43 protein-coding genes are annotated in these 22,415 nt (G+C 68.5%); 35 read left to right on the top strand and 8 right to left on the bottom strand.

The genetic code is table 11. The features are described 5' to 3' along the window. The first annotated feature begins 27 nt into the window (after positions 1-27). From QFZ58_RS02555 to QFZ58_RS02510, 10 genes are all read left to right on the top strand, one after another. Positions 28-621: a hypothetical protein gene (locus QFZ58_RS02555; protein ID WP_307123240.1), complete on the top strand. Its 594-nt coding sequence runs from the start codon at positions 28-30 to the stop codon at positions 619-621. Positions 622-695: 74 nt separating this feature from the next. After that, entirely contained in the window at positions 696-965 is a 270-nt protein-coding gene (locus QFZ58_RS02550) for a hypothetical protein (protein ID WP_307123239.1), read from the top strand. Between the two features lie 88 nt (positions 966-1,053). Then, positions 1,054-1,653: a hypothetical protein gene (locus QFZ58_RS02545; protein WP_307123238.1), complete on the top strand. Its 600-nt coding sequence runs from the start codon at positions 1,054-1,056 to the stop codon at positions 1,651-1,653. Further along, positions 1,650-2,186, top strand: coding sequence for a hypothetical protein (locus tag QFZ58_RS02540; protein WP_307123237.1), 537 nt, complete (start codon positions 1,650-1,652; stop codon positions 2,184-2,186). The genes QFZ58_RS02545 and QFZ58_RS02540 overlap by 4 nt, the downstream gene beginning before the upstream one ends. Next, entirely contained in the window at positions 2,183-2,758 is a 576-nt protein-coding gene (locus tag QFZ58_RS02535) for a hypothetical protein (RefSeq protein ID WP_307123236.1), read from the top strand. Before QFZ58_RS02540 ends, QFZ58_RS02535 begins: the two co-directional genes overlap by 4 nt. 75 nt (positions 2,759-2,833) lie before the next feature. Next, a complete protein-coding gene (locus tag QFZ58_RS02530) occupies positions 2,834-3,226 on the top strand; it encodes a hypothetical protein (protein WP_307123235.1) in 393 nt (130 codons plus the stop codon). Then, positions 3,223-3,393, top strand: a complete 171-nt coding sequence (locus QFZ58_RS02525) for a hypothetical protein (protein WP_307123234.1) — start codon at positions 3,223-3,225, stop codon at positions 3,391-3,393. Before QFZ58_RS02530 ends, QFZ58_RS02525 begins: the two co-directional genes overlap by 4 nt. Further along, a complete protein-coding gene (locus QFZ58_RS02520; RefSeq protein ID WP_307123233.1) occupies positions 3,393-3,572 on the top strand; it encodes a hypothetical protein in 180 nt (59 codons plus the stop codon). Before QFZ58_RS02525 ends, QFZ58_RS02520 begins: the two co-directional genes overlap by 1 nt. Further along, on the top strand, positions 3,569-3,910 hold the full coding sequence (locus QFZ58_RS02515) for a hypothetical protein (RefSeq protein ID WP_307123232.1): 342 nt from the start codon (positions 3,569-3,571) through the stop codon (positions 3,908-3,910). Before QFZ58_RS02520 ends, QFZ58_RS02515 begins: the two co-directional genes overlap by 4 nt. Beyond that, entirely contained in the window at positions 3,907-4,149 is a 243-nt protein-coding gene (locus QFZ58_RS02510) for a hypothetical protein (RefSeq protein WP_307123231.1), read from the top strand. Before QFZ58_RS02515 ends, QFZ58_RS02510 begins: the two co-directional genes overlap by 4 nt. Before the next feature lie 151 nt (positions 4,150-4,300). On the opposite strand, the gene QFZ58_RS02505 is transcribed toward QFZ58_RS02510, so the two are convergent. The 4 genes from QFZ58_RS02505 to QFZ58_RS02490 form a co-directional block, all read right to left on the bottom strand. Then, positions 4,301-5,134 carry a hypothetical protein gene (locus QFZ58_RS02505; RefSeq protein ID WP_307123230.1) on the bottom strand — a complete coding sequence of 278 codons (834 nt, stop codon included), beginning with the start codon at positions 5,132-5,134 and terminating at the stop codon, positions 4,301-4,303. 79 nt (positions 5,135-5,213) lie between these two features. Then, positions 5,214-6,317 (bottom strand): hypothetical protein, encoded by a 1,104-nt coding sequence (locus QFZ58_RS02500; protein ID WP_307123229.1) that lies wholly within the window; start codon positions 6,315-6,317, stop codon positions 5,214-5,216. Between the two features lie 130 nt (positions 6,318-6,447). Further along, the gene (locus QFZ58_RS34385; protein ID WP_373428506.1) at positions 6,448-6,909 is read right to left on the bottom strand and encodes a hypothetical protein; all 462 of its coding nucleotides are present in this window, start codon (positions 6,907-6,909) and stop codon (positions 6,448-6,450) included. Between the two features lie 87 nt (positions 6,910-6,996). Then, positions 6,997-7,539 (bottom strand): GntR family transcriptional regulator, encoded by a 543-nt coding sequence (locus QFZ58_RS02490; protein WP_307123227.1) that lies wholly within the window; start codon positions 7,537-7,539, stop codon positions 6,997-6,999. Between the two features lie 191 nt (positions 7,540-7,730). On the opposite strand from QFZ58_RS02490, the gene QFZ58_RS02485 reads away from it, so the two are divergent. The 18 genes from QFZ58_RS02485 (at position 7,731) to QFZ58_RS02400 (ending at position 17,906) form a co-directional block, all read left to right on the top strand. Next, the gene (locus QFZ58_RS02485; RefSeq protein WP_307123226.1) at positions 7,731-8,495 is read left to right on the top strand and encodes a GntR family transcriptional regulator; all 765 of its coding nucleotides are present in this window, start codon (positions 7,731-7,733) and stop codon (positions 8,493-8,495) included. A gap of 145 nt (positions 8,496-8,640) precedes the next feature. Next, a complete protein-coding gene (locus QFZ58_RS02480) occupies positions 8,641-8,874 on the top strand; it encodes a hypothetical protein (protein WP_307123225.1) in 234 nt (77 codons plus the stop codon). 169 nt (positions 8,875-9,043) lie between these two features. Further along, positions 9,044-9,178 carry a hypothetical protein gene (locus QFZ58_RS02475; RefSeq protein ID WP_307123224.1) on the top strand — a complete coding sequence of 45 codons (135 nt, stop codon included), beginning with the start codon at positions 9,044-9,046 and terminating at the stop codon, positions 9,176-9,178. A 112-nt stretch (positions 9,179-9,290) separates the two neighbouring features. Further along, on the top strand, positions 9,291-9,593 hold the full coding sequence (locus QFZ58_RS02470) for a hypothetical protein (protein ID WP_307123223.1): 303 nt from the start codon (positions 9,291-9,293) through the stop codon (positions 9,591-9,593). Continuing rightward, positions 9,593-9,742, top strand: coding sequence for a hypothetical protein (locus tag QFZ58_RS02465; protein WP_307123222.1), 150 nt, complete (start codon positions 9,593-9,595; stop codon positions 9,740-9,742). The genes QFZ58_RS02470 and QFZ58_RS02465 overlap by 1 nt, the downstream gene beginning before the upstream one ends. Before the next feature lie 36 nt (positions 9,743-9,778). Beyond that, positions 9,779-10,228 carry a hypothetical protein gene (locus QFZ58_RS02460; protein WP_307123221.1) on the top strand — a complete coding sequence of 150 codons (450 nt, stop codon included), beginning with the start codon at positions 9,779-9,781 and terminating at the stop codon, positions 10,226-10,228. A gap of 88 nt (positions 10,229-10,316) precedes the next feature. Then, entirely contained in the window at positions 10,317-10,700 is a 384-nt protein-coding gene (locus tag QFZ58_RS02455; RefSeq protein WP_307123220.1) for a hypothetical protein, read from the top strand. Positions 10,701-10,862: 162 nt separating this feature from the next. Beyond that, positions 10,863-11,036: a hypothetical protein gene (locus QFZ58_RS02450; RefSeq protein ID WP_307123219.1), complete on the top strand. Its 174-nt coding sequence runs from the start codon at positions 10,863-10,865 to the stop codon at positions 11,034-11,036. Positions 11,037-11,058: 22 nt separating this feature from the next. After that, a complete protein-coding gene (locus tag QFZ58_RS02445) occupies positions 11,059-11,367 on the top strand; it encodes a hypothetical protein (RefSeq protein ID WP_307123218.1) in 309 nt (102 codons plus the stop codon). Continuing rightward, positions 11,364-11,786 (top strand): hypothetical protein, encoded by a 423-nt coding sequence (locus tag QFZ58_RS02440; protein ID WP_307123217.1) that lies wholly within the window; start codon positions 11,364-11,366, stop codon positions 11,784-11,786. The genes QFZ58_RS02445 and QFZ58_RS02440 overlap by 4 nt, the downstream gene beginning before the upstream one ends. Positions 11,787-11,812: 26 nt before the next feature. Then, complete coding sequence (locus QFZ58_RS02435) at positions 11,813-13,171, top strand: hypothetical protein (RefSeq protein ID WP_307123216.1); 1,359 nt, start codon at positions 11,813-11,815, stop codon at positions 13,169-13,171. Next, positions 13,168-15,186, top strand: a complete 2,019-nt coding sequence (locus tag QFZ58_RS02430) for a hypothetical protein (RefSeq protein WP_307123215.1) — start codon at positions 13,168-13,170, stop codon at positions 15,184-15,186. Before QFZ58_RS02435 ends, QFZ58_RS02430 begins: the two co-directional genes overlap by 4 nt. Before the next feature lie 207 nt (positions 15,187-15,393). After that, positions 15,394-16,176, top strand: a complete 783-nt coding sequence (locus QFZ58_RS02425) for a hypothetical protein (RefSeq protein ID WP_307123214.1) — start codon at positions 15,394-15,396, stop codon at positions 16,174-16,176. 9 nt (positions 16,177-16,185) lie between these two features. Continuing rightward, entirely contained in the window at positions 16,186-16,380 is a 195-nt protein-coding gene (locus QFZ58_RS02420; protein WP_307123213.1) for a DUF4236 domain-containing protein, read from the top strand. A gap of 20 nt (positions 16,381-16,400) precedes the next feature. Then, positions 16,401-16,868: a hypothetical protein gene (locus QFZ58_RS02415; protein WP_307123212.1), complete on the top strand. Its 468-nt coding sequence runs from the start codon at positions 16,401-16,403 to the stop codon at positions 16,866-16,868. Between the two features lie 13 nt (positions 16,869-16,881). Beyond that, on the top strand, positions 16,882-17,031 hold the full coding sequence (locus tag QFZ58_RS02410; protein ID WP_307123211.1) for a pRL2-8: 150 nt from the start codon (positions 16,882-16,884) through the stop codon (positions 17,029-17,031). Between the two features lie 76 nt (positions 17,032-17,107). Further along, on the top strand, positions 17,108-17,617 hold the full coding sequence (locus tag QFZ58_RS02405; protein WP_307123210.1) for a hypothetical protein: 510 nt from the start codon (positions 17,108-17,110) through the stop codon (positions 17,615-17,617). Positions 17,618-17,624: 7 nt separating this feature from the next. Beyond that, positions 17,625-17,906, top strand: a complete 282-nt coding sequence (locus QFZ58_RS02400; protein ID WP_307123209.1) for a hypothetical protein — start codon at positions 17,625-17,627, stop codon at positions 17,904-17,906. Between the two features lie 3 nt (positions 17,907-17,909). On the opposite strand, the gene QFZ58_RS02395 is transcribed toward QFZ58_RS02400, so the two are convergent. The 4 genes from QFZ58_RS02395 to QFZ58_RS02380 are packed head-to-tail and all read right to left on the bottom strand — an operon-like array spanning position 17,910 to position 19,179. After that, positions 17,910-18,098 (bottom strand): hypothetical protein, encoded by a 189-nt coding sequence (locus QFZ58_RS02395; protein ID WP_307123208.1) that lies wholly within the window; start codon positions 18,096-18,098, stop codon positions 17,910-17,912. 48 nt (positions 18,099-18,146) lie between these two features. Then, positions 18,147-18,614 carry a DUF6221 family protein gene (locus QFZ58_RS02390; protein WP_307123207.1) on the bottom strand — a complete coding sequence of 156 codons (468 nt, stop codon included), beginning with the start codon at positions 18,612-18,614 and terminating at the stop codon, positions 18,147-18,149. Beyond that, on the bottom strand, positions 18,611-18,919 hold the full coding sequence (locus QFZ58_RS02385) for a DUF6221 family protein (RefSeq protein ID WP_307123206.1): 309 nt from the start codon (positions 18,917-18,919) through the stop codon (positions 18,611-18,613). Before QFZ58_RS02385 ends, QFZ58_RS02390 begins: the two co-directional genes overlap by 4 nt. Beyond that, positions 18,916-19,179 carry a hypothetical protein gene (locus QFZ58_RS02380; RefSeq protein WP_307123205.1) on the bottom strand — a complete coding sequence of 88 codons (264 nt, stop codon included), beginning with the start codon at positions 19,177-19,179 and terminating at the stop codon, positions 18,916-18,918. Before QFZ58_RS02380 ends, QFZ58_RS02385 begins: the two co-directional genes overlap by 4 nt. Positions 19,180-19,361: 182 nt before the next feature. On the opposite strand from QFZ58_RS02380, the gene QFZ58_RS02375 reads away from it, so the two are divergent. From QFZ58_RS02375 to QFZ58_RS02345, 7 genes are all read left to right on the top strand, one after another. Next, entirely contained in the window at positions 19,362-19,631 is a 270-nt protein-coding gene (locus tag QFZ58_RS02375; RefSeq protein ID WP_307123204.1) for a hypothetical protein, read from the top strand. Positions 19,632-19,750: 119 nt separating this feature from the next. Beyond that, positions 19,751-19,888: a hypothetical protein gene (locus QFZ58_RS02370; protein ID WP_307123203.1), complete on the top strand. Its 138-nt coding sequence runs from the start codon at positions 19,751-19,753 to the stop codon at positions 19,886-19,888. 172 nt (positions 19,889-20,060) lie between these two features. Further along, positions 20,061-20,768 (top strand): hypothetical protein, encoded by a 708-nt coding sequence (locus QFZ58_RS02365; protein ID WP_307123202.1) that lies wholly within the window; start codon positions 20,061-20,063, stop codon positions 20,766-20,768. Further along, complete coding sequence (locus QFZ58_RS02360) at positions 20,765-21,337, top strand: DUF5565 family protein (protein ID WP_307123201.1); 573 nt, start codon at positions 20,765-20,767, stop codon at positions 21,335-21,337. The genes QFZ58_RS02365 and QFZ58_RS02360 overlap by 4 nt, the downstream gene beginning before the upstream one ends. Next, entirely contained in the window at positions 21,334-21,729 is a 396-nt protein-coding gene (locus tag QFZ58_RS02355; protein ID WP_307123200.1) for a DUF6221 family protein, read from the top strand. The genes QFZ58_RS02360 and QFZ58_RS02355 overlap by 4 nt, the downstream gene beginning before the upstream one ends. Beyond that, the gene (locus tag QFZ58_RS02350) at positions 21,726-22,061 is read left to right on the top strand and encodes a hypothetical protein (RefSeq protein WP_307123199.1); all 336 of its coding nucleotides are present in this window, start codon (positions 21,726-21,728) and stop codon (positions 22,059-22,061) included. The genes QFZ58_RS02355 and QFZ58_RS02350 overlap by 4 nt, the downstream gene beginning before the upstream one ends. After that, positions 22,058-22,342, top strand: a complete 285-nt coding sequence (locus QFZ58_RS02345) for a hypothetical protein (protein WP_307123198.1) — start codon at positions 22,058-22,060, stop codon at positions 22,340-22,342. Before QFZ58_RS02350 ends, QFZ58_RS02345 begins: the two co-directional genes overlap by 4 nt. Positions 22,343-22,415 lie beyond the last annotated feature (73 nt).

The following is a 22,415-nucleotide window of genomic DNA, read 5'->3' as shown; positions in this document are numbered from 1 at the left end:
TCCACCACACGCACAGGAGACAAGACGATGGCCCTGACCGAGCTCACCGAGGAGCAGCGCGAGGAGCGCCGCACCCGGACCCGGAACCTCATCGAAGCCCGGCTCACCGAGACGTGGCCCGCGTGGCGCCGTCCCGGACGGAAGCCCAACCTCGGCCTCGCCGCCGACATCGCCCTGGACTCGCTCGGTGAACTCGCCGCCGAGATCCTCGTCGACGGCACGATGATGCGCTCCCTCACCATCCGCGACGGCGTCGCCACCCTGGAACTCGCCGAGGCCACCGAGATGGTGACCATCTTCGCCGCGGGGATGCGGGGCTGCCTCGACGGCCACGGCGCCTCGAACTACGTCGAGATGGAGATGACCGACCGGGCCAACGGCGACGCGTTCACCGTCACCGTCCGCCGCCGGGAACGGCCGACGCCCCACGAGTTCCGTCAGCAGGCCGAGCGGCAGCGGGACGAGGTACTCCGGCTCGTCGACGAGTGGGCGGACAGCAGCGAAGGCCGGGACGTCCTCATCGAGGAGCTGGCGAAGGCCGGGTTCCCGCTCCCGTCAGTGACCGCGTGCAACGCCTGCGGCTGCTCGCCCCGCTGCTGCGCCTGCGACCCCGCCGCCTGACCCCGCCGTCCCGGGGCGTGTTCACCGCGCGTCCCGGGCCAGCCACCCCGCACACCACCACACGAGGAGACACCGTGACCGAGACCCTGCTTGACCGCATCGCCCGCGCCCTCGCGGACGTGCCGATCCGACAGGACGAGAACGGCCGAAACGTTGTTCTCGGCCTTGGCGTCCGCCTTGACATGGCCGGCGCCGCACTCGCCGTGATCCGCCCCGAACTGGAGTGCCTGAACGCCAAGGCCGCCACGAGGGAGATCAACGGCAGCATTCGCGTGCTTCCGGCGCGGTTCGTCACTGACGCGATGGCGCGCGTGCCCGATGTCCTGCCGGACAACTTCCGCTGAACGCATGACGGCCGGTCCCGCCGATTGCAGTTCGGCGGGGCCGGCCACCCCAGCATCCCACCACTCAAACATCACCCCAGGAGGGGACATGACCACCGACCAGCTCCGTGACCGCATTGCCGCATTGTTCCGCCACCCGCCCGGAACCGAGCGTCTGGGAGATGCCACGCCAGGCGAGATTGCCGACGCGGTCCTGTCCGTCCTGCCCGCGCCCGCCCTCACGGTGGCCCGGCAGGTCCTCGGCACCGTGACCGCGCTCCCGGAGACCGAGGTGCCTGTTGACGCCGATCTCCGCGACCGCATTGCCGCTGTGCTCTGGCCGCTCACCGACTGGGACGGCGACGAGTGCAACGCGGTGGCCGCCGCCGTCGCGGTCCTGGCCGTTCTGCCCACATCCGCCCCTGCCGAGCCGTGCGGCAGCCTCTCCCAGCCGACCTACTCCGGCGAGATCATGCGCTGCGTGCTGCCGGTTGGGCACCCCAGGCAGTGCCAGAGCACGACCGAGTACCCGTGGGTGTCGTGGCCGAGCCCCACCGCCAAAGCCGACCTGATCATGACCGAGATGCACCGTCTGGCCCTTTCCGAGGCGCTCGGCCTCGGCACAGGGGCCCCGTGGGACGCCATCCGTGAGCGCGCCGCCGAGCTCCGCCGCCTGGCCGACGAGGCGCAGCAGGGAGACCCCCGATGACCACCCCCGCCCGCACCCTCCGCCAGGCCGCCGCCCGCACCCCGGACCGGGCGCTCGCCACCTTGCTGGCCACGCTCGCCGACGCCGCCGACCACCACCCGGCCGGGGACGCCGGACTGGTCGCCACGATCACCCACCCGGCGATTGCTGTCGCCCGGGGAATCCTCGACGAGCACGAGGCGCAGCAGCCCGCCCCCGCCGTGACGACCGCCGGCAAGGCCGCCGCCCTCGGCATGGAGCCCACCGACTACCGGCGCTACTCCCACGACGCAGCCATGGAGCAGGTCCGGGAAGCGGCGCGCGGCCTGTACGCCGAGACGGGGCAGCGGGTCGTGGACGCACTGGAGCAGCCCGCCCCCTCCGTGACCGAGGAGCCGGAGGTCGAGGCGCTCACGGCCGCCGAACGCCAGTTCCTCACCTTCGCTCTGGACCTCGCGTTCGACGAGATGGTCTCGACCGACGGGTTCACCGACGAGGACCACGCCGCCCTGGAGAAGTTCAAGCGCATGGCCGCCGAGGAGCCGACCCGATGACCGAGCGCATCTCGCTCGACGACCTCACCAGCGACCAGCTCGACGCCCTGTACGAACGGCTCGACTTCCTCGACCGGACGACGCTGCCGAACCTCCACCACCGCATCGAGCACGACGCCGAGACGATCCGCCGATGGCGAGGCCGCGCAGAGTCCGCCGAACTCCGGGCCAGCCAGGCCGAGGCCGAGGTCACCCGGCTCACCGCCGGGCAGTGCATCGACTCCCGCCGCATGTGCGAGCAGCACCACACCCGCCCGGTCCAGGCCGAGACGGATGTCGTGATGGCGGTCCGCGACGCCGAGATGATCCAGCTGCGGTACGAGCGGGACCAGCTCCGGGAAGCCCTTGCCACAGTCACCGGGCAATGCCGCGGACTCGAAGGACAACTCGTCGCCGCACGCTCCACCGTCGACCGGGTGCAGGCCGCCACCAGTGCGCTTGCTGACCAAGCCGACGGGTTCCTCGCCCACCACAACCCGGCCTGCGAATGCGAGTGGGGCCAGGCGCTTGGCCAGGCTGCCGGGCGCATCCAATCCGCCCTAGACCAGCCACAGCAGCCCCCGACCCCGTGAACGCCGGCCGGCCGCCCCGGGGTCAATCCGGGGCGGGCGTCCGCCACCCAAGCACACAACCCGAAGGAGATCCACATGCCGTACCCGCAGCTCATTACCGCCGCAGAGAAGCTCGCCGAAGGCAAAGCCGGCCTGGGCATCAAGGACGTCGTCGTCCTGTGCGGCAGCATGCGGTTCGCCGAGCTGATGGCCGAGGTCGCGATCCAGGAGTCCGTGCTCCGCGGCAGCGCCGTCCTCAAGCCCGACTGCAACATGAAGATCCAGCACCCGTTGTGGGCCGACCCCGTCGAGGCCGAAGCGCTGAAGGTCCGCCTCGACGACCAGCACCGGCAGAAGATCCGATTGGCCAACCGGGTCATCGTCGTCGGCGACTACATCGGCGACAGCACCCGCAGCGAGATCGCCTACGCCCGCCAACTCGGCAAACCGATCACCTACACGCACCCGAGCGTCGAGGAGGCCCAGTGATCCGCCCCCTGACCGTCCGCCTCGACCCCGACACATCCCGGCTGCTCCGCCTATACCGCGGCCAGTCACCCGTTGCCGTCATCGGCCGGGCGGTACGCCTCCTCGCCGGCGCCGATGGGCACCTGGCCCCTGACGGCAGCATCCGCACCGGACGGAGGGTGACCTGATGACCGAATTCCAGGACCCCCTGTGGTCTCCGGACGAACTCGCCGCGACCGTCCCACGGATGAGGCGGATACCCGCGGATTACAGCCGGCCCGCCACCCGCGCCCCGAAACCCCTCGACCTGCACCGGCGGCGACGTCGACGCGCGATCCGCACCGTGCCCACCGGGAGGTACCTGTGAGCCGCACCAAAGCACCCACCATCGCCCAGCTCCACAACCTCGCCGACCGCGCCGACCGCGGGCCCCTCAGGCCCGAAGAAGTCAGCCGGCTCCGCGCGGGCATCGACCGGTTCGCTGTCACCCGGAAGGGCGTCGGAACCGCTTGGGGAAACCGGGTTCGCGCACTCCAACGCCGCCTCGAAGCCATTCACCGGCCGGTCCAGCGGGGCAGCATGGCAGTCTGCAGCGAATGCTCCGGCTGGAACGGCGTTCGATGCCTCGGCCTCGTCACCCCTTGGCCGTGCCCGACCCTCGAAGCCGTCGACACCGTCTTCCCGATCAAGGAGGCGGCAGCATGACGAACCCGCCCGCCTCACCCCGTGCACAGCTCCCCGCGGATGTCCTGGCCTTGCTGAGTCACCGCACGTACCTGTCGACCGCCTGCGAAACCGCCCGGCTGATCGACGGGGCCATCATCCGCAACCCCGGGCGGGCAGACCTCCCCGCCCGGCGCGACAAGATGCACCAGCAGTGCCCGCACAGCAACCACCTCACCGGGGTGCCTTGCAGCTGCCCGTGCCACCCCGCCTCGCCGTGACGGCATCTCCGGGGCGGAGTCCCTTCAGTCCCTCGAGCGCCTGACCCGCACAGCACTGCGCCCCCGCCCAGCCGTCAGGCCGAGCGGGGGCGTTGTGCGTCATGCTGAGAAAGGCCGCCCCCGGTTCCCGCGGGGGCGGCCGTGGTGCGGGTCAGACGGCGATGAACAGCTGGGGGAGCTCGGCAAGTGCTGCATGAGCGTCGCGATGCCGCTGGCGACGAGCCTCTTCCGCCCTGATCTCCGCCGTGTACGCGCATTTCATGTCGACGATGCCGCCGCATCGTTCGACCGCGACGCCCAGGACCCCCATGGCTTCGTCGTACTTGTGACGCTGATGGTCAGCTGTTGCATGTCGCTGGGCGATGACCTTCGCCTGCCACTCGGGCGGCGTGGTGCGCTCGTAGTCGCTGAGCCCGCGGTCGATCTCCGCCTTGGCGAACCGGTAAGCGGCACAAAGATCTGCGGCATCGACGGTAGCCTGCGGCACCGTGCCGATCACCGGGAATTCTTCGGTCTCGGACAGCCCCGCCGGAAGTTCGAGCTTCGCCATGTATGTGTCGAACTTGTTGGAGCCGCGTGGCAGTGGCGAAAGCAGCGGCTCTCTACCGGCTCTGAGTCCCATGTAAACGAGGGCTGTGAGGTATCGGTTGGCGGCCGTGCTGCGGTACCAGTGAGTGCCAGCCTGGTGGCCCCCCGGCGAGACCCGATCGAAGTCGGGGACGGCGGTGACATTGGAGCGTCGGAGCTCGGCGCCCTTCTGCCAGACGATGTGCAGGTGCTCGGCGTCGGCGCTGCACTTGTCAGGGTGGTAGTTCACAGAGCCCCAAGGCTCGCCGTTCAGGGTGCCGTCCTCGGTGATGAGCGGCTCCTCCTTGAGCTGCCGGAACACGGCGAGGGTCACCTGCTTGCCGCTGATGGTGAGCGTTTTCACCTCGACGGCGGCAGTGGTGATCGTCGCGTTCTGGGTGGTGAGCTGTCTGGTCATGCGGTCCTCTCGAGGGCTTCGGTGTGGATCTGATGTTGTCCCGGAATGAGCGCCCGCGTCCCGGCTTCGGTCCGGCCCGCTAGCTGAACTGCATCGACGGATGGCAGCCGACGCACGGCGTGTGCTTCTTCTCGCCGGTCCGGTCCTTTTCCTCGCGGGTCCGGGTGATCGGGTCACAGGCACCGCAGTGTTTGTACCTCTCGGCGCCCGGGGGTGACACGCCGTTCGCGGCGTCCGCTGCGATGCGGTCCCAGGCGGTGTTGGGGCGTGCCGGCCCGCTGTACCCGCGGCGCCCTGACGGCAGCCGGTGCCCGGCAGGGGCATGCTCCCGCTCCTCCGGCGACCCCAGTTGGCGGGACTGCGCCATCCACCCGCTCGTGGCCGCGTCAGTGCCCTCCGGGAGCCGCCTGGCCGCCTCCCGGAACGTCACCGGGTCCGGGAGCTCGCCCGGGTCCAGTCGGTGCGCGTACACGGCCGCAGCACTGTTCACCGCGGCGCCCCCGAGATCCAGGTACGTCTTCAAGTCCTGCTCCACCCAACCGGCGTCCAAAGCAGCAGCAGCAAGAGCGACCAGCTGCCGTCGCTGCTTCATCCCCGGCGGCCGGCCGCGAAAGTCCAAGGCAGCCACAAGGGCTTCGGCTTGAGGGTTCTGTTCTGAAGAAGAAACGCCGCCGCCTCCTCCGTCGTCGACCGGTGCGACCGCAGATGAAGGCGGCGCCGCAGGGGAGGAGGTGGTGGCTCCTTCTTCTAGAAGATCTTCTTCATCACTACTTCCTCCCTCAGTCCTTACAGAAGAGGTACCGCTGACCGACGTCACGCTGGCCGACGTGCCGTCGACGGACGTACCGCCAGCGGTACCCCGGTGAACGGGAACGTCGAAGACCTCCAGGACCGTTACGAACCTGCCCCGCTCACCCTTCTCTTTCGACCGCACCATGTAGCCCGCAGCCTCGAGCTCGGCGAACGCAGACCGAAGCCCGCGGCGTCCCTCGCCGACCACATCGCCACGGTGTCGCCGCGCCTGCTCCGACAGCGCGTCGGCGTTCGTCTCCCAACCAGATGGCCGACTCAGCAGCTCGGCCAGAACCCCGCGGGCGCAATACGACAGCCGGTCGTCGCGCAGCAGGCCATTCGGAATGATCGTGAAATTCGCGGTCGGCTTCGACCGCCGGATCTTCAACACACGCGCCTCTTCTGGGCCCGCACCTCCAGGCGCGGGCTGCTCAGGGGGACATCAACGAGACGCGGCCTGCTCGCCGCTGTGGAAACGGCCGGGCGGCAGACGCCACCCGGCCGTGAGGAACCGCAGACCGTCAGCCGGCCGCCCGCACCATCGCACGCACCTGCTCCGCCGCAGCCACCAAGCCGTCCGCGAACCCGTCAGCGCCGTCCAGGGCCACGAACACGGTGAAGCCGCTGCCGTCCTCCACCAACAGATGCGGGCGACGCAGCTCCGGACGCGAACTCCCCGGCTCCGCACTCAACCGGACATGCCCCAGCAGCTGCACCTCGCCATCTACATCCGGCACCAGGAAATCCACCATCTCCCCGCCGTGATCCAGGTCGTCCAGGTGGCGCTGATTCGCCGCCACGTGATCCTCAACGCACCACGGCTCGCACTCCACGAAAATGCGGACACCGTTCACCAAAGCCGGGCGGATACGCGGAGGAGCCAGATGCGGCGGAACCGGGGCCGAGACGACAGGGGCCGCGACGGCGGCAGGGGAGGTTGCTACAGTGTTCACGAGGACTCCTCTGATCGGGATGGATCTCATGGCCAGCGGTTACAGCCGCTGGTGAAACAGGCCGGGCGTTGGTAGCGCCCGGCTTTTTCGTGCCCGCGCTCAGGGGGCGAGCGCGATCTATGCCGCAGGGTTGCGGCAGCTATGCGGGCGTAGATCGGTGTTTCCATCGACGACGAAGAGGCCGAAACCGTGCAGCAGCTCAAGCAGGCCTTCTCGCTGAAGGAGACGGACGGCGTGAGTAGCCGCCGTTTTGCCGGCCCCGGTCGCCTCCCCGAGAGCGCGACAAGTGGGAATCTTCGAGCCCACTGGCCATGTGCCGCCCCGGATTTCCTGCCGCATTAGCTCTGCTAGCGCTTCACTCCTGCCGCCCCTACCGGTCACCTGCGGCCAGGTTGCCCCATTGAAGGGGGCCAGCGGGTAGTTGTGGGTTCCGTTGAACAGCGGCGCCTCAAGGCGGATGGCATCCTCTTCGGCGGCCTCCGCCGCCTCGCGGCTGGCGAACCAGGCAACCTCTTTGCGGGCCATGCGAGGCCCCCAGGTGCGGAGCATCTTGTGGCGTGCCCAGCGGGCTTCGGGGTCGTTCGAGATGCCGACGTAAAGCAACACGTCGTTGGCGTCGTAGAGGCGATAGAGCGCGGTGCGCTCGGGTGGTTCGGTCACTCGGCACCCCTTTCGGGCGCGGCAATGGGTGACGTCGAAAGCGCACGGTGTCGCTTCGACTACAAGCACTGTAGCTCTCTAGAGCAATCTGCACTACCTTCTTCCCGAAACGACGAGCGGAGCGGCCATTGACCAGGGGTGATGCATAGCGGGTAGCGTTGCTATAGATGAATCCACCCATAGGAGCGCCCGTGGAACGCAAGGCCGGCGAACGCAAGTACAGAGAGGTCGCCGACGACCTGCGTCGGCGCATCAACGAGGGGGAGTTCAATGGAGGGCGCCGCAAGCTCCCCTCCGAACGTGATCTCGTCGCGGAGTACAAGGCGACGACCACCTCGGCGATGACCATCCGCCAGGCGCTGTCTGTTCTCCGGGACGAAGGGCTGGTCGAGTCGCGAGTCGGCTCGGGCTGGTACGTCGCAGAGTGGAAGCCGATCGTCAGGAACGCTCTGGAGCGGCTCTACCCCGACCGGTGGGGCTCGGCGGAGTCCATGTGGGATGTCGACATCGAGGGTCGGCAGCTCGACGTGGAAGACCTTCAGGTGCAGTTCGCCCCCGCACCACCTGAGGTTGCTCGCGCGCTCGGCGTTGGAACCCGGGTGAAGGTCTGGCACCGGAACCGCAGGTACGTGGTTGATGGCGTGCCTGTCATGAGGGCCGTGTCCTTCATTCCGGATGAGCTCGCCCGTGGCACTCGGATCACCGAGAGCGACACGGGTAAGGGTGGCGTCTACGAGAGGCTTCGCGAGGCGGGGCATGGGCCGGTCGACTTCCGTGAGCAACTGCGAGGCAGGCCAGCGACCGCTGCGGAGGCTGATGACCTTCGCCTGCCCGCTGGGGCTACCGTGATCGAGCAGTATCGGAAAGCGATGCGCGAGGATGGCCGCGTCGTTGAGGTAGCCCGAATGATTCTGGACGCGTCGAAATTTCTTCTCGTGTACGACTTCCACGGCTGACCTGCGGTTTTAGGCCCTCACCCTGTCGGGTGGGGGCCTTTTCGCCGCCCCGAACCCGCCAACTGACCTATAGAGGCATTGATTGCTATGTAGAGGTTGTGCTTATCTATGGGTGTCACCCCAGCCAAGCAATTGGGAGCACTTGATGACGCCCACCCCTGCCGCTCCCATGAGCGGCTACATCACCACCGGCCAGGCAGCAGCCCGGATCGGGTCCACCTCGCAGTACGTCCGCGAGCTGATCCACGCCGGCCACTTCGATGCCATCGACATCGGAACCGGAGAGCGCGCCAGGTTCCGAGTCACGGTCGACTCCGTCGAGAAGTTCCTCGCCGACCGCGCCGTCCGCCCGGTCACCCCGAGCGAGGTGGCGGCATGACCCCCTCGATCGCTCCGACGTCGGCGCCGCAGTCCCCGGCCGACGTGGAGGCCCACGACTTGGCCTCGCATATCCGCCGCACCGTAGTCCCCACGCAGGATTCCCCGAAGCCGCCGTCTGAGCCGGCTGCCCGCCGCAGGTTCATCGCACAGCGCGGCTGGTGACCGGCATGTTCGGATCCGGTGACTTGACGGTTGCCGACCAGGCGGCCAGGGCCAGCATCCACCGCGCCAGGCAGGCGGCGAAGCAGGCCGACGCCGCGAAGGCCAAGAGAGAGACCGCCACCAAGGCGACGTCCCGCTAACCCGCAGACCGCCGCGCCCCGCCGGCGAATCCCCCGGTCGGCCGGGCGCGGCTTCCACCCCATCGCAGCACCCCTCTTGTTCACCTCACCCCATCACTCGAAGGGCACCCCCATGTCTCCGTTCGTTTCCAACGTCACCAGCCTGTTCTCCGGCGACCTCGCCACGATCTCCGCCGAGGTTCGCCAGCTGCGTACCGAGCTCGTCGCCACGGACATCAACGTCATGTGGGACGAGAAGCAGGGCGTGGCCCCGGGGGAGATCGTCACCCGGTACATCGCGGCCCGCGGCGACCATGGCACCCAGTACTGGCTGCGGAACCTGGCCGCCGAGGCTGACGCCGTGCAGCCGTTCGGGCCGCGGCTCATCGACGAGCTCGACACCCTCGACGCCCTCGCCTTCTCGGCCGCCGCCTGATGGCCGCCGACCGTGAGCCCGTGCAGGTGGTCGCCGACGTGATCCGAGAGGCCGTGACCTGCGAGCGCCAGGAGTGCACGCCGGAACAGCACCAGCGGTTCGTCGCCGAGAACATGCAGATCGCTTCCAAGCGGATCAACAACTCCTGACCCCGCCCATCACCCCGACGACGACAAGGACCCGCCATGACCACGCAGACCGAGACCGCCGAGTACCGCTGGACCGCCCACTACCTGGACGGGGCGACGAACCGCTCCACCACCGACACCCTCACCGTCCCCGCCAACCTCACCGAGAACGAGATCCGCGCCCGCGCTTGGGAGGAGCTTCGAAGCAGCGGACGCCCCGTCGGCTCGTACCACTCCCTCACCATCACCCCCACCCACCAGGCGAAGCAGCCCCTTGGCGCCAAGCAGGAAGTCTTCTTCGAGATCACCACCCTCGACGGGGCGGTCTACCGCATGGGCCAGCCCGCCCCCACCGGAACCGTCACGACCGACACCGGCGAGAACATCCCCGCCGTCGTCCAGAGCTACGAGATGTCGCTCGACTGGGTCGAGATCAAGCTCTCGGACGGGTACGAAGTCGCCTTCCCCGAGGCCCGCATCAGCCGCACCGTCACCCGCACTCTCTGACCCGGCCCGCCCTGTCGTCCCCAGCCCCCGCGGCTGGTGGCGGCAGAGAGGCCCGGACCACCCGGACCCGACACCCCAAGGAGGACCCATGGGCCTGTTCAGCCGAAAGATCGACCAGGTGAGCACGGAGGAGGAGCGCTACCGCGCCCCCCAACAGGCTGCGGCAGTCACCCAGGCTGCGGCGGACCGAGAGGCCATGTACGCGGAGGCCAGCCGTTCCGCTATGGCGAGTGCGCAGGCCCGCAGGGAAGCCAAAGCGGCAAAGCGCGCACGGATCACAAAGGTCGGCCAAATCAAGAAGGTCGGCCGTGGGCGCTACGTCACCACCGGATGGGAGGTCAACGTTCCCGACGGCAGCAGCCGTGGGCGCGTGGCGGAATCCGAGGTGACCCACACCGGCACCCTGGCGGGCTTCACCCCAGCCGAACTGTGCCGCATTGCCCATGGCGCCGGCTGCCGCCGCTGCCGCTGACCCGAGCCGAGAGGAGCTCGTCATGACACAGCCCGACCCGTGCGCTGACCACTGCCCGCAGGAGCTGGACCACGAGGCGTATTTCGCCCGCGACCTGCCCGCCCCCTGCGGGTGCACCCCCGTCGAGAAGTAGCCCCCAGCAGCAGACCGAGAGGACCCGTCATGGACGCCATGCAATCCGCCGAGCAGGCCGTGATCATCGAGGCCGCCCGCGCCTACGTCGAGGACATCGGCGTGATCGACATGACCAGTGCCGGGGTGCTCGCCGGGCACCTCATGAGCGCCGAAGTGCTGCTCAGGGAGATCGTCGCAGCGTTCGCCCCCATCAACGCCTGACCCGACCCGAGAGGACTGGACCGTGCACCCGTACCTGATCACCGCGAAGCCGGGCCGCATCCGCCGGACCCTCACCGTGCTCCGCGTGTGGACGGTACGGATCCTCGCCTTCACCGTCATGGCCCTCCTCGGAACAGCGGTCTTCACCGTCCGCTGTATCCGACCGCTCATCAATTACGCGGCCACCCGGGCGATCTACCTCGAGCTGTGGGCGGCCCAACGGATAGGCCGGCCCCCGGTCAGTGGACTGGTCGGAGCCGGGATCACCGACGAGTTCATCAACGAATTCCACCGTGCACGCCGGACCGCAGCAGCTGGGAGCCCCCGATGAAGCGCCTGCCCCGACCCGTCGCCGACCTCGTCCGCCTCTGGCATGACCTGGCTCTCCACCCCAGGGAAGTACTCCTCAGCCGGAACCACCACCAGTGGCGTGGCGCCGGGTTCATCGCCTTGGTCGCCGTGTTGGTGGCCACCGGGGCGCCCGGGTTCGGCGTCGGCTCCTTGCTCCCGGCTTTCCTCCTTGCCGGCCCCAGCTGGGCCCTCGACCTGTGCGGCTACTACGCCCACGGCCTCTGGGAAACCGGCCGGATCTGGCAGGACATCGACTGCCAGTGCTGCGACGGGCCGGGCGACGACTACGACGACGACCCCGAGCCCGACGACCCCACCGACGACGGCGGACTCTTCCTCAGCTTCACCGACAGCGACATCCACCACTGGCTCAAGGACGAGCCCACCCCCACCCGCTAGTACCTGACCCAGAAAGGACCAGCACCGTGACGACCAGCCCGCCCCAGGTGAACGGTCACCGCCGCCCCCTGCCCGTGATCACGGACTGGCAGGCGTTCCTTGGGACGCCGGCCGAGCAGCCGGTCGTCGACCCCACCCCCACACCCACACCCGAGCCGACCGCAACAGCGGTCGACCTCGTCGCCCAGGCCGAAGCCGACGCCATCCGCACCAAGGCATACGCCGACGCCGAGGAGCAGCGCATCAACGCCGAGGCCGAAGCCAAGGCCATCGAAATTAAGGCCGAGGCCGAGGCCGAGAAGATGCGCCTCGCCAACGAGCGTTCCGCCATGCGCATGGAACGGGACCGCGCCGAACACGACGCCCACCTCGAAGACATCCAGCGGAAGCGCGAGAAGGCAGCCCGCCTCGACGAAGAAGAGCGGGCCGCGGCGAAGCAGTCCGAGCAGGCTGAGGCGAAGGGCGCGGAGAAGGTCGACCAGTCCGCGAACAGGTGGCGTAACGCCGCTCTCGCGTTCGCGATCATGTGTGCGGTTGTCGCACTGCCGGTGCAGATGTCCGCTTTCTATAACCCCAACGCCAAGTGGCTCCTCGCTGCCCCGATCATGCTCGAAGCCGGAGCCTGGGTCATCCTCGCCGGTGCGGCAGCCGCCGTCGCCGCACACCGTCCGCACTGGCACTACCGGCTTATCGCCTGGTCCCTCGCCTTCGTCGCAGCCGGCGTCAACCTCTGGCACGGCCTGGAGCACTTCGACCCTGCCACCGCGATTGGTACTGCGTTCGCTTCGCTCGCCGGCCCCGGCGTGTGGGACCTCCACGAGCACGGCCGGATCCGCCGTCGCGACGGCGTGCTCAGCTGGCGGGAGCGTCGGGCGGAGCGGAAGGCGGCAGAGAAGCAGGCCGCCCAGGAGGTCGCCCAGGAGAAGCGGGAAGCCGCCCGTGAAGAGGCGCGGCAGAAGGCTCGGGACGCCATCAACCTGCGGCTGGCCGAGCAGCGCAGGACGGAGTTCCCGGACGAGTGGAAGTACGCGCTGAAGCTCGCCGTCGCCATGGGCGAGACCACCGTTACCGACGCTGTCTGGGACCGGGCGTGGGACGACAAGCACGCCGCGAAGCCGGGCGTCACCGCGAACAGCATCAGCGCCCGCAACGCCGCCGCCGAACGCATGAAGCGAGTCCTTGAACGTGACCCCGCGAACACCCTCAGCAAGGGCACGTCATCGCAGCGTGTTCCACATCTCCCCCCTAAGTCTGGCAGGGGTTCCAGGACCGGCCCGAAGGTGCGTGGAACCCGCCGCGCCGGGGACGCCCCTCCGTTCGTTTCGGCCGCCCGCAAGCAGGCCGCCATCACCGCCAAGAACACCGCCACCGAGGAGCAGAAGTGAGCACCGAAGCCGAGCCGCTGACGATCCCCGCCGGCTGGGACCTGACGAAGGTCATCCCCGGCCAGGCCATCGATCACGACGACCTCGAAGAGGACATCGCCCCGGGTGTTCTCGAGCCGTTCCCGGAGCGTCGCCCCGTCCTCCGTCACGCCGGCTCCGCGGCGATGGTCGTCGCGTCCGTCACCGGGCGGGCCGTCGGCCTCAGCGCCTACGGCGGACTGACCGCCGGCAGCTGGCTGTGGGCCGGGCTCAAAGCCGGCAGCTACCTCGGCTACCGATACGTCCGCGCCCACGACCTCCAGGAAGTCCTCGGCGGGATGAACAAAGGCGCCGACTGGAACAAGGTCCAGCAGGTGCGCAAGTCCCGGTGGCGGTTCCTCGGCTGGTCTGCAATCGGCGCCGCCGGTCTCAACCTGGCCGGCTGGTGGGCTCTCGTCGCCGGTGCCGGAATGACCGCCCTCGACTACTCGTGGGCGATCCCGCCGAGCACCACCGGCCTCGCAATAGTCACAACGACCGCCCTGTACGGCAGGTACCGGCTCAACGCACCCGACATCGCACCCGAGCAGGTCATCGCCGAGCACGACGACCCGAACAGCGACGAGCCGTTCCCCCTCGGGCACTGCACCAGCGGGGACCAGGTCGCCGAATGCGTATCCCGCGCCCTCGCCGCCGAAGGCATCGGCACCCGGGCCGTCCGTGCCATCGGCCACCAGGCATGGGGCTGGGAAGTCGACGTCGTCCTCAAGGGCTCCACCGTCGGCAAGGTCAACGGTGCCGCGGACCAGCTCGACTCCCACTTCAACGTGAAGCGGGGCGGCACCCTCATCGACCCCGACCCGCAGGAGTCCGCCCACCTCACGCTGCGCCTCGTCCAGGCCAACCCCTTCGAAAACATGCCCAAGCCCACCCCGCACGCCCCGAACAGCCTCGACATCTCCGCCCCGCACAACTTCGGTCGCTGCATGGACGGAAGCGATCTCAACCTGATTCTCGAAGGACTGCGCATCCTTGCAATCGGCGTATCAGGTGCCGCGAAGACAACCGGCGTCCTGCGCGACCTTGCCGAGGTCATCACCGCCTGCCACAACGCCATCGCCCTCGACCTCGACCCGGTCAAGGACGGGCTCCGCGAGTTCGAAGGCGTGATGGCCGCCCCGCCGATCCGCGGCAACAAAGACTGCGAAAAGTGGCTTGGCCACCTGGTCAAGATGGCCCGCGGCCGGCAGATCGTTCGGAACCGGCTCAACATGGGCGACACCTGGATCGCCACCCAGAAGCACCCGGCGATCTTCCCGTTCGTCGACGAGTTCATCTACCTCAGCAAGACGGCCAAGGAGAGCTTCATCGAGCTGCTCCGCCTCGGCAAGCAGTCCGGCATCTACCCCATCGCCGCCGGCCAGGACGCCACCTCTGACGCCATGGGTGACGCCATCGCCGACACATTCACCCTCAGCATCATGCTCGCCTCTCGGTGGGACGACATCCCCCTGGTCCTTGGCCGCGGCGCGATCTCCGACGGGTTCCGCCCAGACAGGCTCGTCCCTGCCCAGAACAAGGACCTCAAGAACGACGCCGGCCAGTCGTACATCAAGGGCCCTGGCCTCAACCGACCGCTGCTGTACGGGTGGAACGAGCACAGCAACCAGGCCATCAAGCAGGCTGTCGCCGCGCGCAAGGACGCCGGGCGCCCCTGGTTCGACCGCGACACGCTAGCCGCCGCCGGCCTCCTACATCTGGCGGATGGAGGCTCTGAGCGCGTCGTTGTGAGTAGCCAGGTCATTGCCGACTCCATTGCCGTCATGGCGAACGCCGGAGTCGACCGGATGCGCAGCGAAGTCCTGGCAGGTGCGCTGAGGGAGCACGACGAGGAAGCCTACGAGGCGCTGGAGTTGGCTGATCTGCAATCGCTACTCCGTGATGCCGGTGCAGGCTCTGCGGTGACTCTGGGCCCGCTCGACGGGCTTAAGAACCCTCGCGGCTACAAGCTCGAAGCTCTGGTCGCTATCTCCTGATTTGCCCCCTGCTCATGGGGTGCTCACGACTGCTCCTCCGCAGGTCAGAGCCGCTCAAGGCCCTGCTCAGTTGCCTGCTCAGCGAAATCGTGAGCACCCCCTGAGCACCCAGTTGAGCAGCCCTGACCTGCGACGGAGCAGCGCTGAGCACTCCTTGAGCACCCCGCAAACCACCACAAAGTGATCAGACGAGAGGACCCGCCGATCATGCCCGCGAAGACGCCCACCGCCACCAGGAAGCCGGCCACCCGCCGCCGGAAGCCCGTCCCGCGCGCCCGAGTCGGCAAAGGCCTCAAGGTCCCCAAAACGGTGCCGCTACACGCCCGACTCGGCATGCGCGTCGCCCTCATCGCCGCCTCACAGATGGATGCCCGCAAGAGCGTCGTCATGTCCCGCAAGGACGCCGCGATCCTCCGCTACACCCACGAAGGCTGTACCACCTGCCACGGCAACGGACAGATCTTCACCAAGGGCAAAGACGGCTCCTTCACCGGCTCCAAGCCCTGCCCCGCCAAACCGACCAAGCAGAAGGCCGGCCGGATCAAGGTCGCCATGGCCGCCCGGTTCAGCCCCGACAAACGCACCGGGCTCGTCGGCTGGACCTGCCCCTGCGGCAAAAAGGAGAAGCCCCGCTTCCGGGACGCCAAGGAAGCCACCAAGGCCCTCCGCGAGCACGAGAAGAAGCGCCACGGCGGGAAGACCGTCGGCGGAGCCTGGTACGGACAAGGCGCCGACACCACCGAGCCAGCCAAGGCCATCACCGAAGGCCAGGCCGTCACCAAGGTCGACGGCGCCTCGTCGATGACCGATGAGCAATGGGAAGCCCAGAACACCCCGCTCGGTCAGAAAGCTGCCGAAACCCGCGGCGTCTGCTTCTGCTGCGGCGGCAAGGGCGCCCTCTACTCGGCCCGCAACAGCCAGCACACCACCACCGTCTGCCCGATCTGTACCGGCACCGGCAAGCACCGTGCCGACCAGCCCACACTCTAGGAGCCCCGCATGCCGATCACGTTCCGCAAGTCGTTCCGGATCTTCCCCGGGGTCCGGTTGAACATCAACCGCCTGTCCTGGTCGATCACCCTCGGTGCCGGCCGCGGCCCCCGGCACACGATCAGCTCCACCGGGCGGCGCACCACATCGCTCGATCTTCCCGGCCCGTTCGGTTACCGCTCCACCCGCCGCCGCAACCGCTAACCCACCGAAGGAGACCCCTCATGCAGCTGCCCGAGCCGTACCAGCAGCACGCCCCGGTCGGGCAGCCGCAGCCCGGCTACACCCGCCCCGCCAACGTCGAGCTGTACGCCGAACGCCCGCCCATCGCCTATGTCCCCGACCCCTACAACCCGGGCACCTCTATCGCCATTGACGCCCGACTCATCCAGCCGGCCACCGCCCCGCAGCCCCGCGACCTGACCCCCCAGCCGCTCATCGACCCCCGCGCCCAGCTGGTCTTCGCAGGCGGCGCCGCAGCCGGAATGACCGGCGCCGGAGTCGGCTGGGGCATCGGCCAAGCCGCCGCAGGCATCGCCGCCATCGGATCCAGCAGCGCCGTCATCGCCATCGCCCTGCTGCTACTCGCCGCCAAACTCCCGAACGCCGCCCGCCGCGGCAACACCACGAACATCCACAACGAGACCCACAACCACACCAGCTGGTGGAGCCACAGCTCCACGGACAACTGAGGAGACCGCCACGATGGCAAGCAAAACAGCCTTGACCCCCCCGGCAGGCGAATGTTCCCAGTGCTGGTACCACGCCTACGCGTCGAAAGAGGCCCACCAAGGACTCGGCTCCCGCGAGGACTGCCCGGCCTGCGTCGACCACATGCTCAACGGCCACGGCTGACCGACACGCGGCAGCCCTCAACTAGTCAACCGGCCTCGCACTCGGCGAGACCATCAACGAACAAGGAGGCTCAACCATGGGATACGCGAGCTACGAGATCACCCGCAACGGCCAGACCATCCGGGCCGGCTACAGCGTCGAGACGACCTGCGAGAAGACCGGCTGCGACGAGAAGATCGACCGCGGCCTCGGCAACCTCTGCGGCCAGACGCCCGGCGGTGACGAGCACGGCTGCGGCGGCTACTTCTGCGGCCAGCACCTGCTCGGCGACAACCGATGCGAGAGCTGCGCCGACGCCGCCACCAAGGCCAACACGTGGGTCGACCCGGCTACCGGCGAAGAGTTCGACCTCCGCGACCGCTTCCTGCCCCCGGGAACCCGCTACGACGCCCAGCTCCCCGTCTGGGTGCACCGCGGCGACTACAAGGACGGTGTCCCGCTCCTCACTGCAGTCGTCGGCCCGGACGTTCGGCCCGCCGGTGCCAGGCCTCGCCCCATCACGGACGGCGAATGGGAGGACGTCGCCCGAGTCGCCCACCGGCAGATGATGGAGACCCGACCCGGTGCCGCCACCGCTCAGGGATGATGACGTGATGACCAAGAAGTCGAAGCTCACCGCGCAGGACCATGCGAACCTCGGGCGTCAACTCGCCGTGATCCGAGACCAGCTGAGCGCCATCCACGTGCAACTGTCCGGCGCCTACGCACAGACAGGGCCCGCGGCTCTCCCCGCCCGCAAGGTCGTTGCCGCGCGGAAGGCAATCGACGAGGCACGCACAGCCCTCGAGAACGCCCTCTATAAGGAGCACCCCGAGGATGCGGCCACCACCGTGTACTACCCGCACCCGGAGGATCGCGTCGCGTCCGCGGACTGACCTCTACCGCACAGCGAAGCCCCGGACCTCATGGTCCGGGGCTTCTTTGCGTGTCACGCGGGCGATCCACCGGCCGCCCAGCATGTCCGTGGGCAGCATCGTCACCGACACGGGCATCAGCCGGCACAGGTCATCCAACGCCTGCTGGCACTCCGCCTCAGTCCTGCCGTGCACCGTGAACCTTGCGCCCATGACAGCAGTCTGCCGGGGGAGCAGCGGCAATGGGGGACATCAGCGGAACTACGCCTGGTCGGCGGACAGGGCCTGCATGTAGTCGGGATGGTCGACGTAGGGCAGGGCCAGCAGTTCCAGGGTGCGGCGGACCCGGGCGTCCCGGCCGCAGGAGTCCCAGCACGCAGGTTCACGACCGTCCTCTTGGCGGTGCTCGTCGTTCAGGGCATTCAGTGCTGCCTGCTGTCGAGCGTCGAGCCCGTCGGCCATTGTGGCGCGCGGGCACGTCTCGTACTGATCGGCGCTGACGTGGTGCCGACTGGCCAGGGCCTCGTCGAGCATGAGCCGCTTCGCTACGACCTCGTAATGGGCGCGGGCTGGACGGTGCCGCATGATGTGGCGTTCATCCGCCGCCATCTCGGGGTCGAAGGTGGCAATGCGGGTAAACACCGTGCTCAGCTCGGCATCTGCCGCCCGCGCAACTGCGTCGTCTTCGTCGAATTGGGCCCGGAGGAAGGCCACCAGGGCGGCGGTCATGCGGGGCTACCAGGCTCGTGCGGGTACTCCTTGTGCTCCAGGTAGGGGGCGGCGAGGAGCCGCAGCTGGTACTCGGCTGTCTCGCCGGCCGACCCGTTGGCCCCCAGGTTCGGCACCACCGTGTCCTCCAGTAGCGCCAGGTGTACCTCGGCGGTGGCGATGGTGAACCGGGCGTGCGCAGCAGCGTCCTCGGGCTTGACGCCGAAACGGGCCGGGTCCTGGACCACCACGTTGCTGGCGTAGCGGGCCTTCTCCAGCTCCTCGGCGAACCGGGCGCGGAGGAACGTAGCCAGAGCGGCGGTCATGCGTCGCCGCCCTCGAGCTTGAGCTTGCCGACGGTTGGTGGACGAAGACGTTCGACACCCTCGGCGCGGGCGATGCGCCGGAAGTACTCGGGGGTGAGGCCCGTGAGCTTCGCCAGCTGGCTGACAGTTGCGCCGGCTTTGAGATCGGCCGCCGCTTGCGCCCGGACTGGGTCTTTGAGCTCGGCTTCGGTTTCGCGGGCGCGCTTGTAGCGGGCGTAGAGCCGGGTGGCTTCGTCGTCGGGTGTGTAGTCGGTGGCCATGGGGTCATGGTCCCACATTTGTTGGCCACCTATAAGGCCACCGAGTTGCCCTAGCTGAGGAATCATGGCGACCACTACGTTGGCCTCTTGCGTGGGCAACACGTTGGCCTATATGGTGGGGTCGTCGCCAGGGGGACCAGCAGGTCTACCCGCGCTGATGAGGCAGGCCGTAGGAGGACGAGATGACAACCCGCATCCCGAGGAACGCCAAGTGCGTGTTCTACGCGACCGAGACCAAGACTCGGGAGGACGGAACGAAGCACTCCGGGAGGGAGCAGCGTTCGACGACGTTTCGGGAGGCGCGGGACTTCCTGGACAGCCTCAACGCTCCGGGTGGCGTATCCGTGTGGCGGGCATCGAGCAACCTCACCGACGCCTACGCAACTCGTGACACCAACGGCTCGTGGACGACGCTCAATCGACTTACTGGCACGTGGGAGCCGCTCAACTAGCCTCACCCGCCCCGCATAGGCAAGCCCGCTGGCGTCCCAGCGCCAGGGCGCGCGGTTCGAATTCGCGGCAGGGCACCCAGCGAAACCGCCACAGCACAGCACACCCGAGGGGGACCCGCGTGAATGCCGCCCGCCACATCGCCCGCACCCACCGCGCAGCCCGCACCGCGACCCGGCCCCTCGGCTACCGATGCCTGTCCGGCCAGATCGCCACCGCCGTCGACCAGGGCACGCTGATCCCATTGCGTCGTGGGTGAAGCGAGCAGGCGACCCCGACCCCGATGCCCTCTGACCTCTCAGCCGCGGCCCGCCCTGAACCACAGGGCGGGCCGCCTGCGTGTCCCCGCAAATCGATCCGGGGTTGTCAACACCCCCGTGCACAATGGCTGAGACGCATCTTGCTCTCGTACCACCGCCGAGGAGCCAGCCGTGCACGAACACCCCGCCGACGATGGCTACGAGTGGCCGACCTGCATAACCCCGAACTGTGGGCGCCAGCTCTGGGTCTCCGAAACTGGCCGCTACTCCTGCCGCCCGTGCGAAGACCAGACAGCGAAACGGCTCGCCGAACTCCCCGGCCTCTTCACCCAGCTCAACCAGACCGCCACCCTCATGCGCGGGGCAGCCCGAGGCGGCGGCCCCACCAGCGGGTCGAAAACCCCGCCCATCCCCCCACGGCTTGAGGTCTTGTCGCTGACCGCAGCTGGCGGAGTCGCCACCCGGCTCCGGGACATCGAAGACTCCTGGCGGAAGGCCCTCCGCTGGACCGTCGCACCATGGCGCGGCAACCCGGCCCAGGCCGTCCCCGTACACATCAAGTTCCTGGTCAACAACCTGCCGTGGGCTGTCGACGCCTACGAGTCCGTCGGCCAAGACATCGACGATCTCCGCAAGCTCCACGCCGAATGCACCGCCGCCACAGCCAACGAACGCCGCCCCGGGCAGGTGTCCATCGGCCGGTGCCCCGCCCGGTACGACGACGGCACCCTCTGCCGGGCCGAGCTCACCGCCACCGCCGCCAGCCACCGGGTGCGGTGCGGCGGATGCGGCAGCCGGTGGGAGACGCTTAACGACTGGCGGCTACTGAGGCAGGCACAAGAGGATGTTCTCGCCGCCGACGCAGGAGTAGCAGCATGAAGAAGATCCCGACTCTGTTCGTCCGAGACTTCGACGCCCGACCGGCCCTGGTCCTGCCGAAGGTGGCGCCAGGCTGCGAATGGGTGCTCGCTGGAGAAGGCGAGGCCACCCGCAAATACGACGGGACCTGCGTCATGCTCGACCAGTCCGGCGAGTGGTGGGCGCGGCGCGAAGTGAAGCGTGGCAAGACGCCGCACCCTCGCTACGTGACGATCTCCACCGACGACGAGACCGGCAAAACCGTCGGCTGGGAACCCGTCGCCCAGTCCAGCTTCGCGAAGTTCCACGCCGAGGCGCTCGCCAACGTCGGGCCAACCAGTCCAGGGACTTACGAACTACTCGGGCCGAAGATCAACGGCAACCCGGACGACTACGCCGACCACATCCTCATACCGCACGGCTGGTCGATCCTGTCCATCCGGCAGGACTTCGCGACCGCCCCCCGCGACTACGACGGGCTCCGCGAATGGCTCCAGGCTCGCCCGTATGAGGGCATCGTCTGGCACCACCCCGACGGGCGCATGGTCAAGATCAAGGGCAAGGACTTCCCGCGCCAGGACCAGCAGTGACGGACCTTGCCGACTTCCTCCGCGCCCGATACGCGGAGACGCGCGAGCGAGAGCAGGGCAAGCGCAAGGTCATCCCCAGCGCTTTCGACGACCACAACGTTGAGTGGCGCTATGGGATGGGCGACCCCGAAACCCTGTATGTCGACGGGCACCCATACCCCGTCGAGAAGTACGCCGAGATCGCCACCGCGCCCGCACCCGACCCCGACGTCATCGCCGACCTCGACGCCAAGCTCGCCATCATCGACCTCATGGAACGCACGTTGCGGTTCGCCGAGGGGGACTCCGAAGTCGACCACTACGGCGCGGTGGGGAACGCTGACGAGACCCTTTCCCTCCTCGCCCGACCCTTCGCCGGGCACCCCGACTACAAGGAAGACTGGGCAGCATGAGCGGAACCCTGCTCGACTTGGCCGCCACCTATGACCGTGAAGCATCCAGCGCCTCCCGCTGGCAAACCCGCGACGAGCGCCGCCGCAACGCAAGCCTATTTCGCCGCATGATCTGCAACCGACAGGCCGCTGACCCCGCACAAATCACCATCACCATGACGATGCTCATCGACATCCCCGACCGCTGGTGCCGCCAACACGGATACCGGGCGGTCGCCGGTATGGGCGGGTATGTCATCCAGCGCGACGACGAAGCCGCAATCCTCGCTACCGTCGGGGACACGCTGCTGTGGGACGGCGAGCGGATTGGCGTCCAGCGAGCCACGCCATGACTGCCCCGCCATGGGGGCACAAGCCGCCACCCGTTGACGACAGTGAGCAGTACTGGAACAGCCCGCCGCCAGAACCCTCCGCCCGCTGCCACTACTGGCTACGACGCCACCGCGAACGAACCTGGACCCCCAACCGGCACATCCGCCGCGAGGGCTACCACGCCGCCGCCGAACAACTCGGCATCTGGATCTGGGAGTACCTCAACCTCATCAGGCCGCTGTTTGACGAAGAAAGCAACATGCCGAATCAGCAACACCACTTGCCGATCCACCAGCGATGAGCGTATCGTCTGCTCCAATCGATCTCGCTGTGTCTGGAGGCCCACCCCACCGGTGGGCCTCACGCATGTTCGG

It is taken from the genome of Streptomyces sp. B1I3 (assembly GCF_030816615.1).
Lineage (GTDB): Bacteria > Actinomycetota > Actinomycetes > Streptomycetales > Streptomycetaceae > Streptomyces.
Note: the sequence above shows the minus strand (reverse complement) of the source record. Positions and strands in the feature narration are given on the sequence as shown.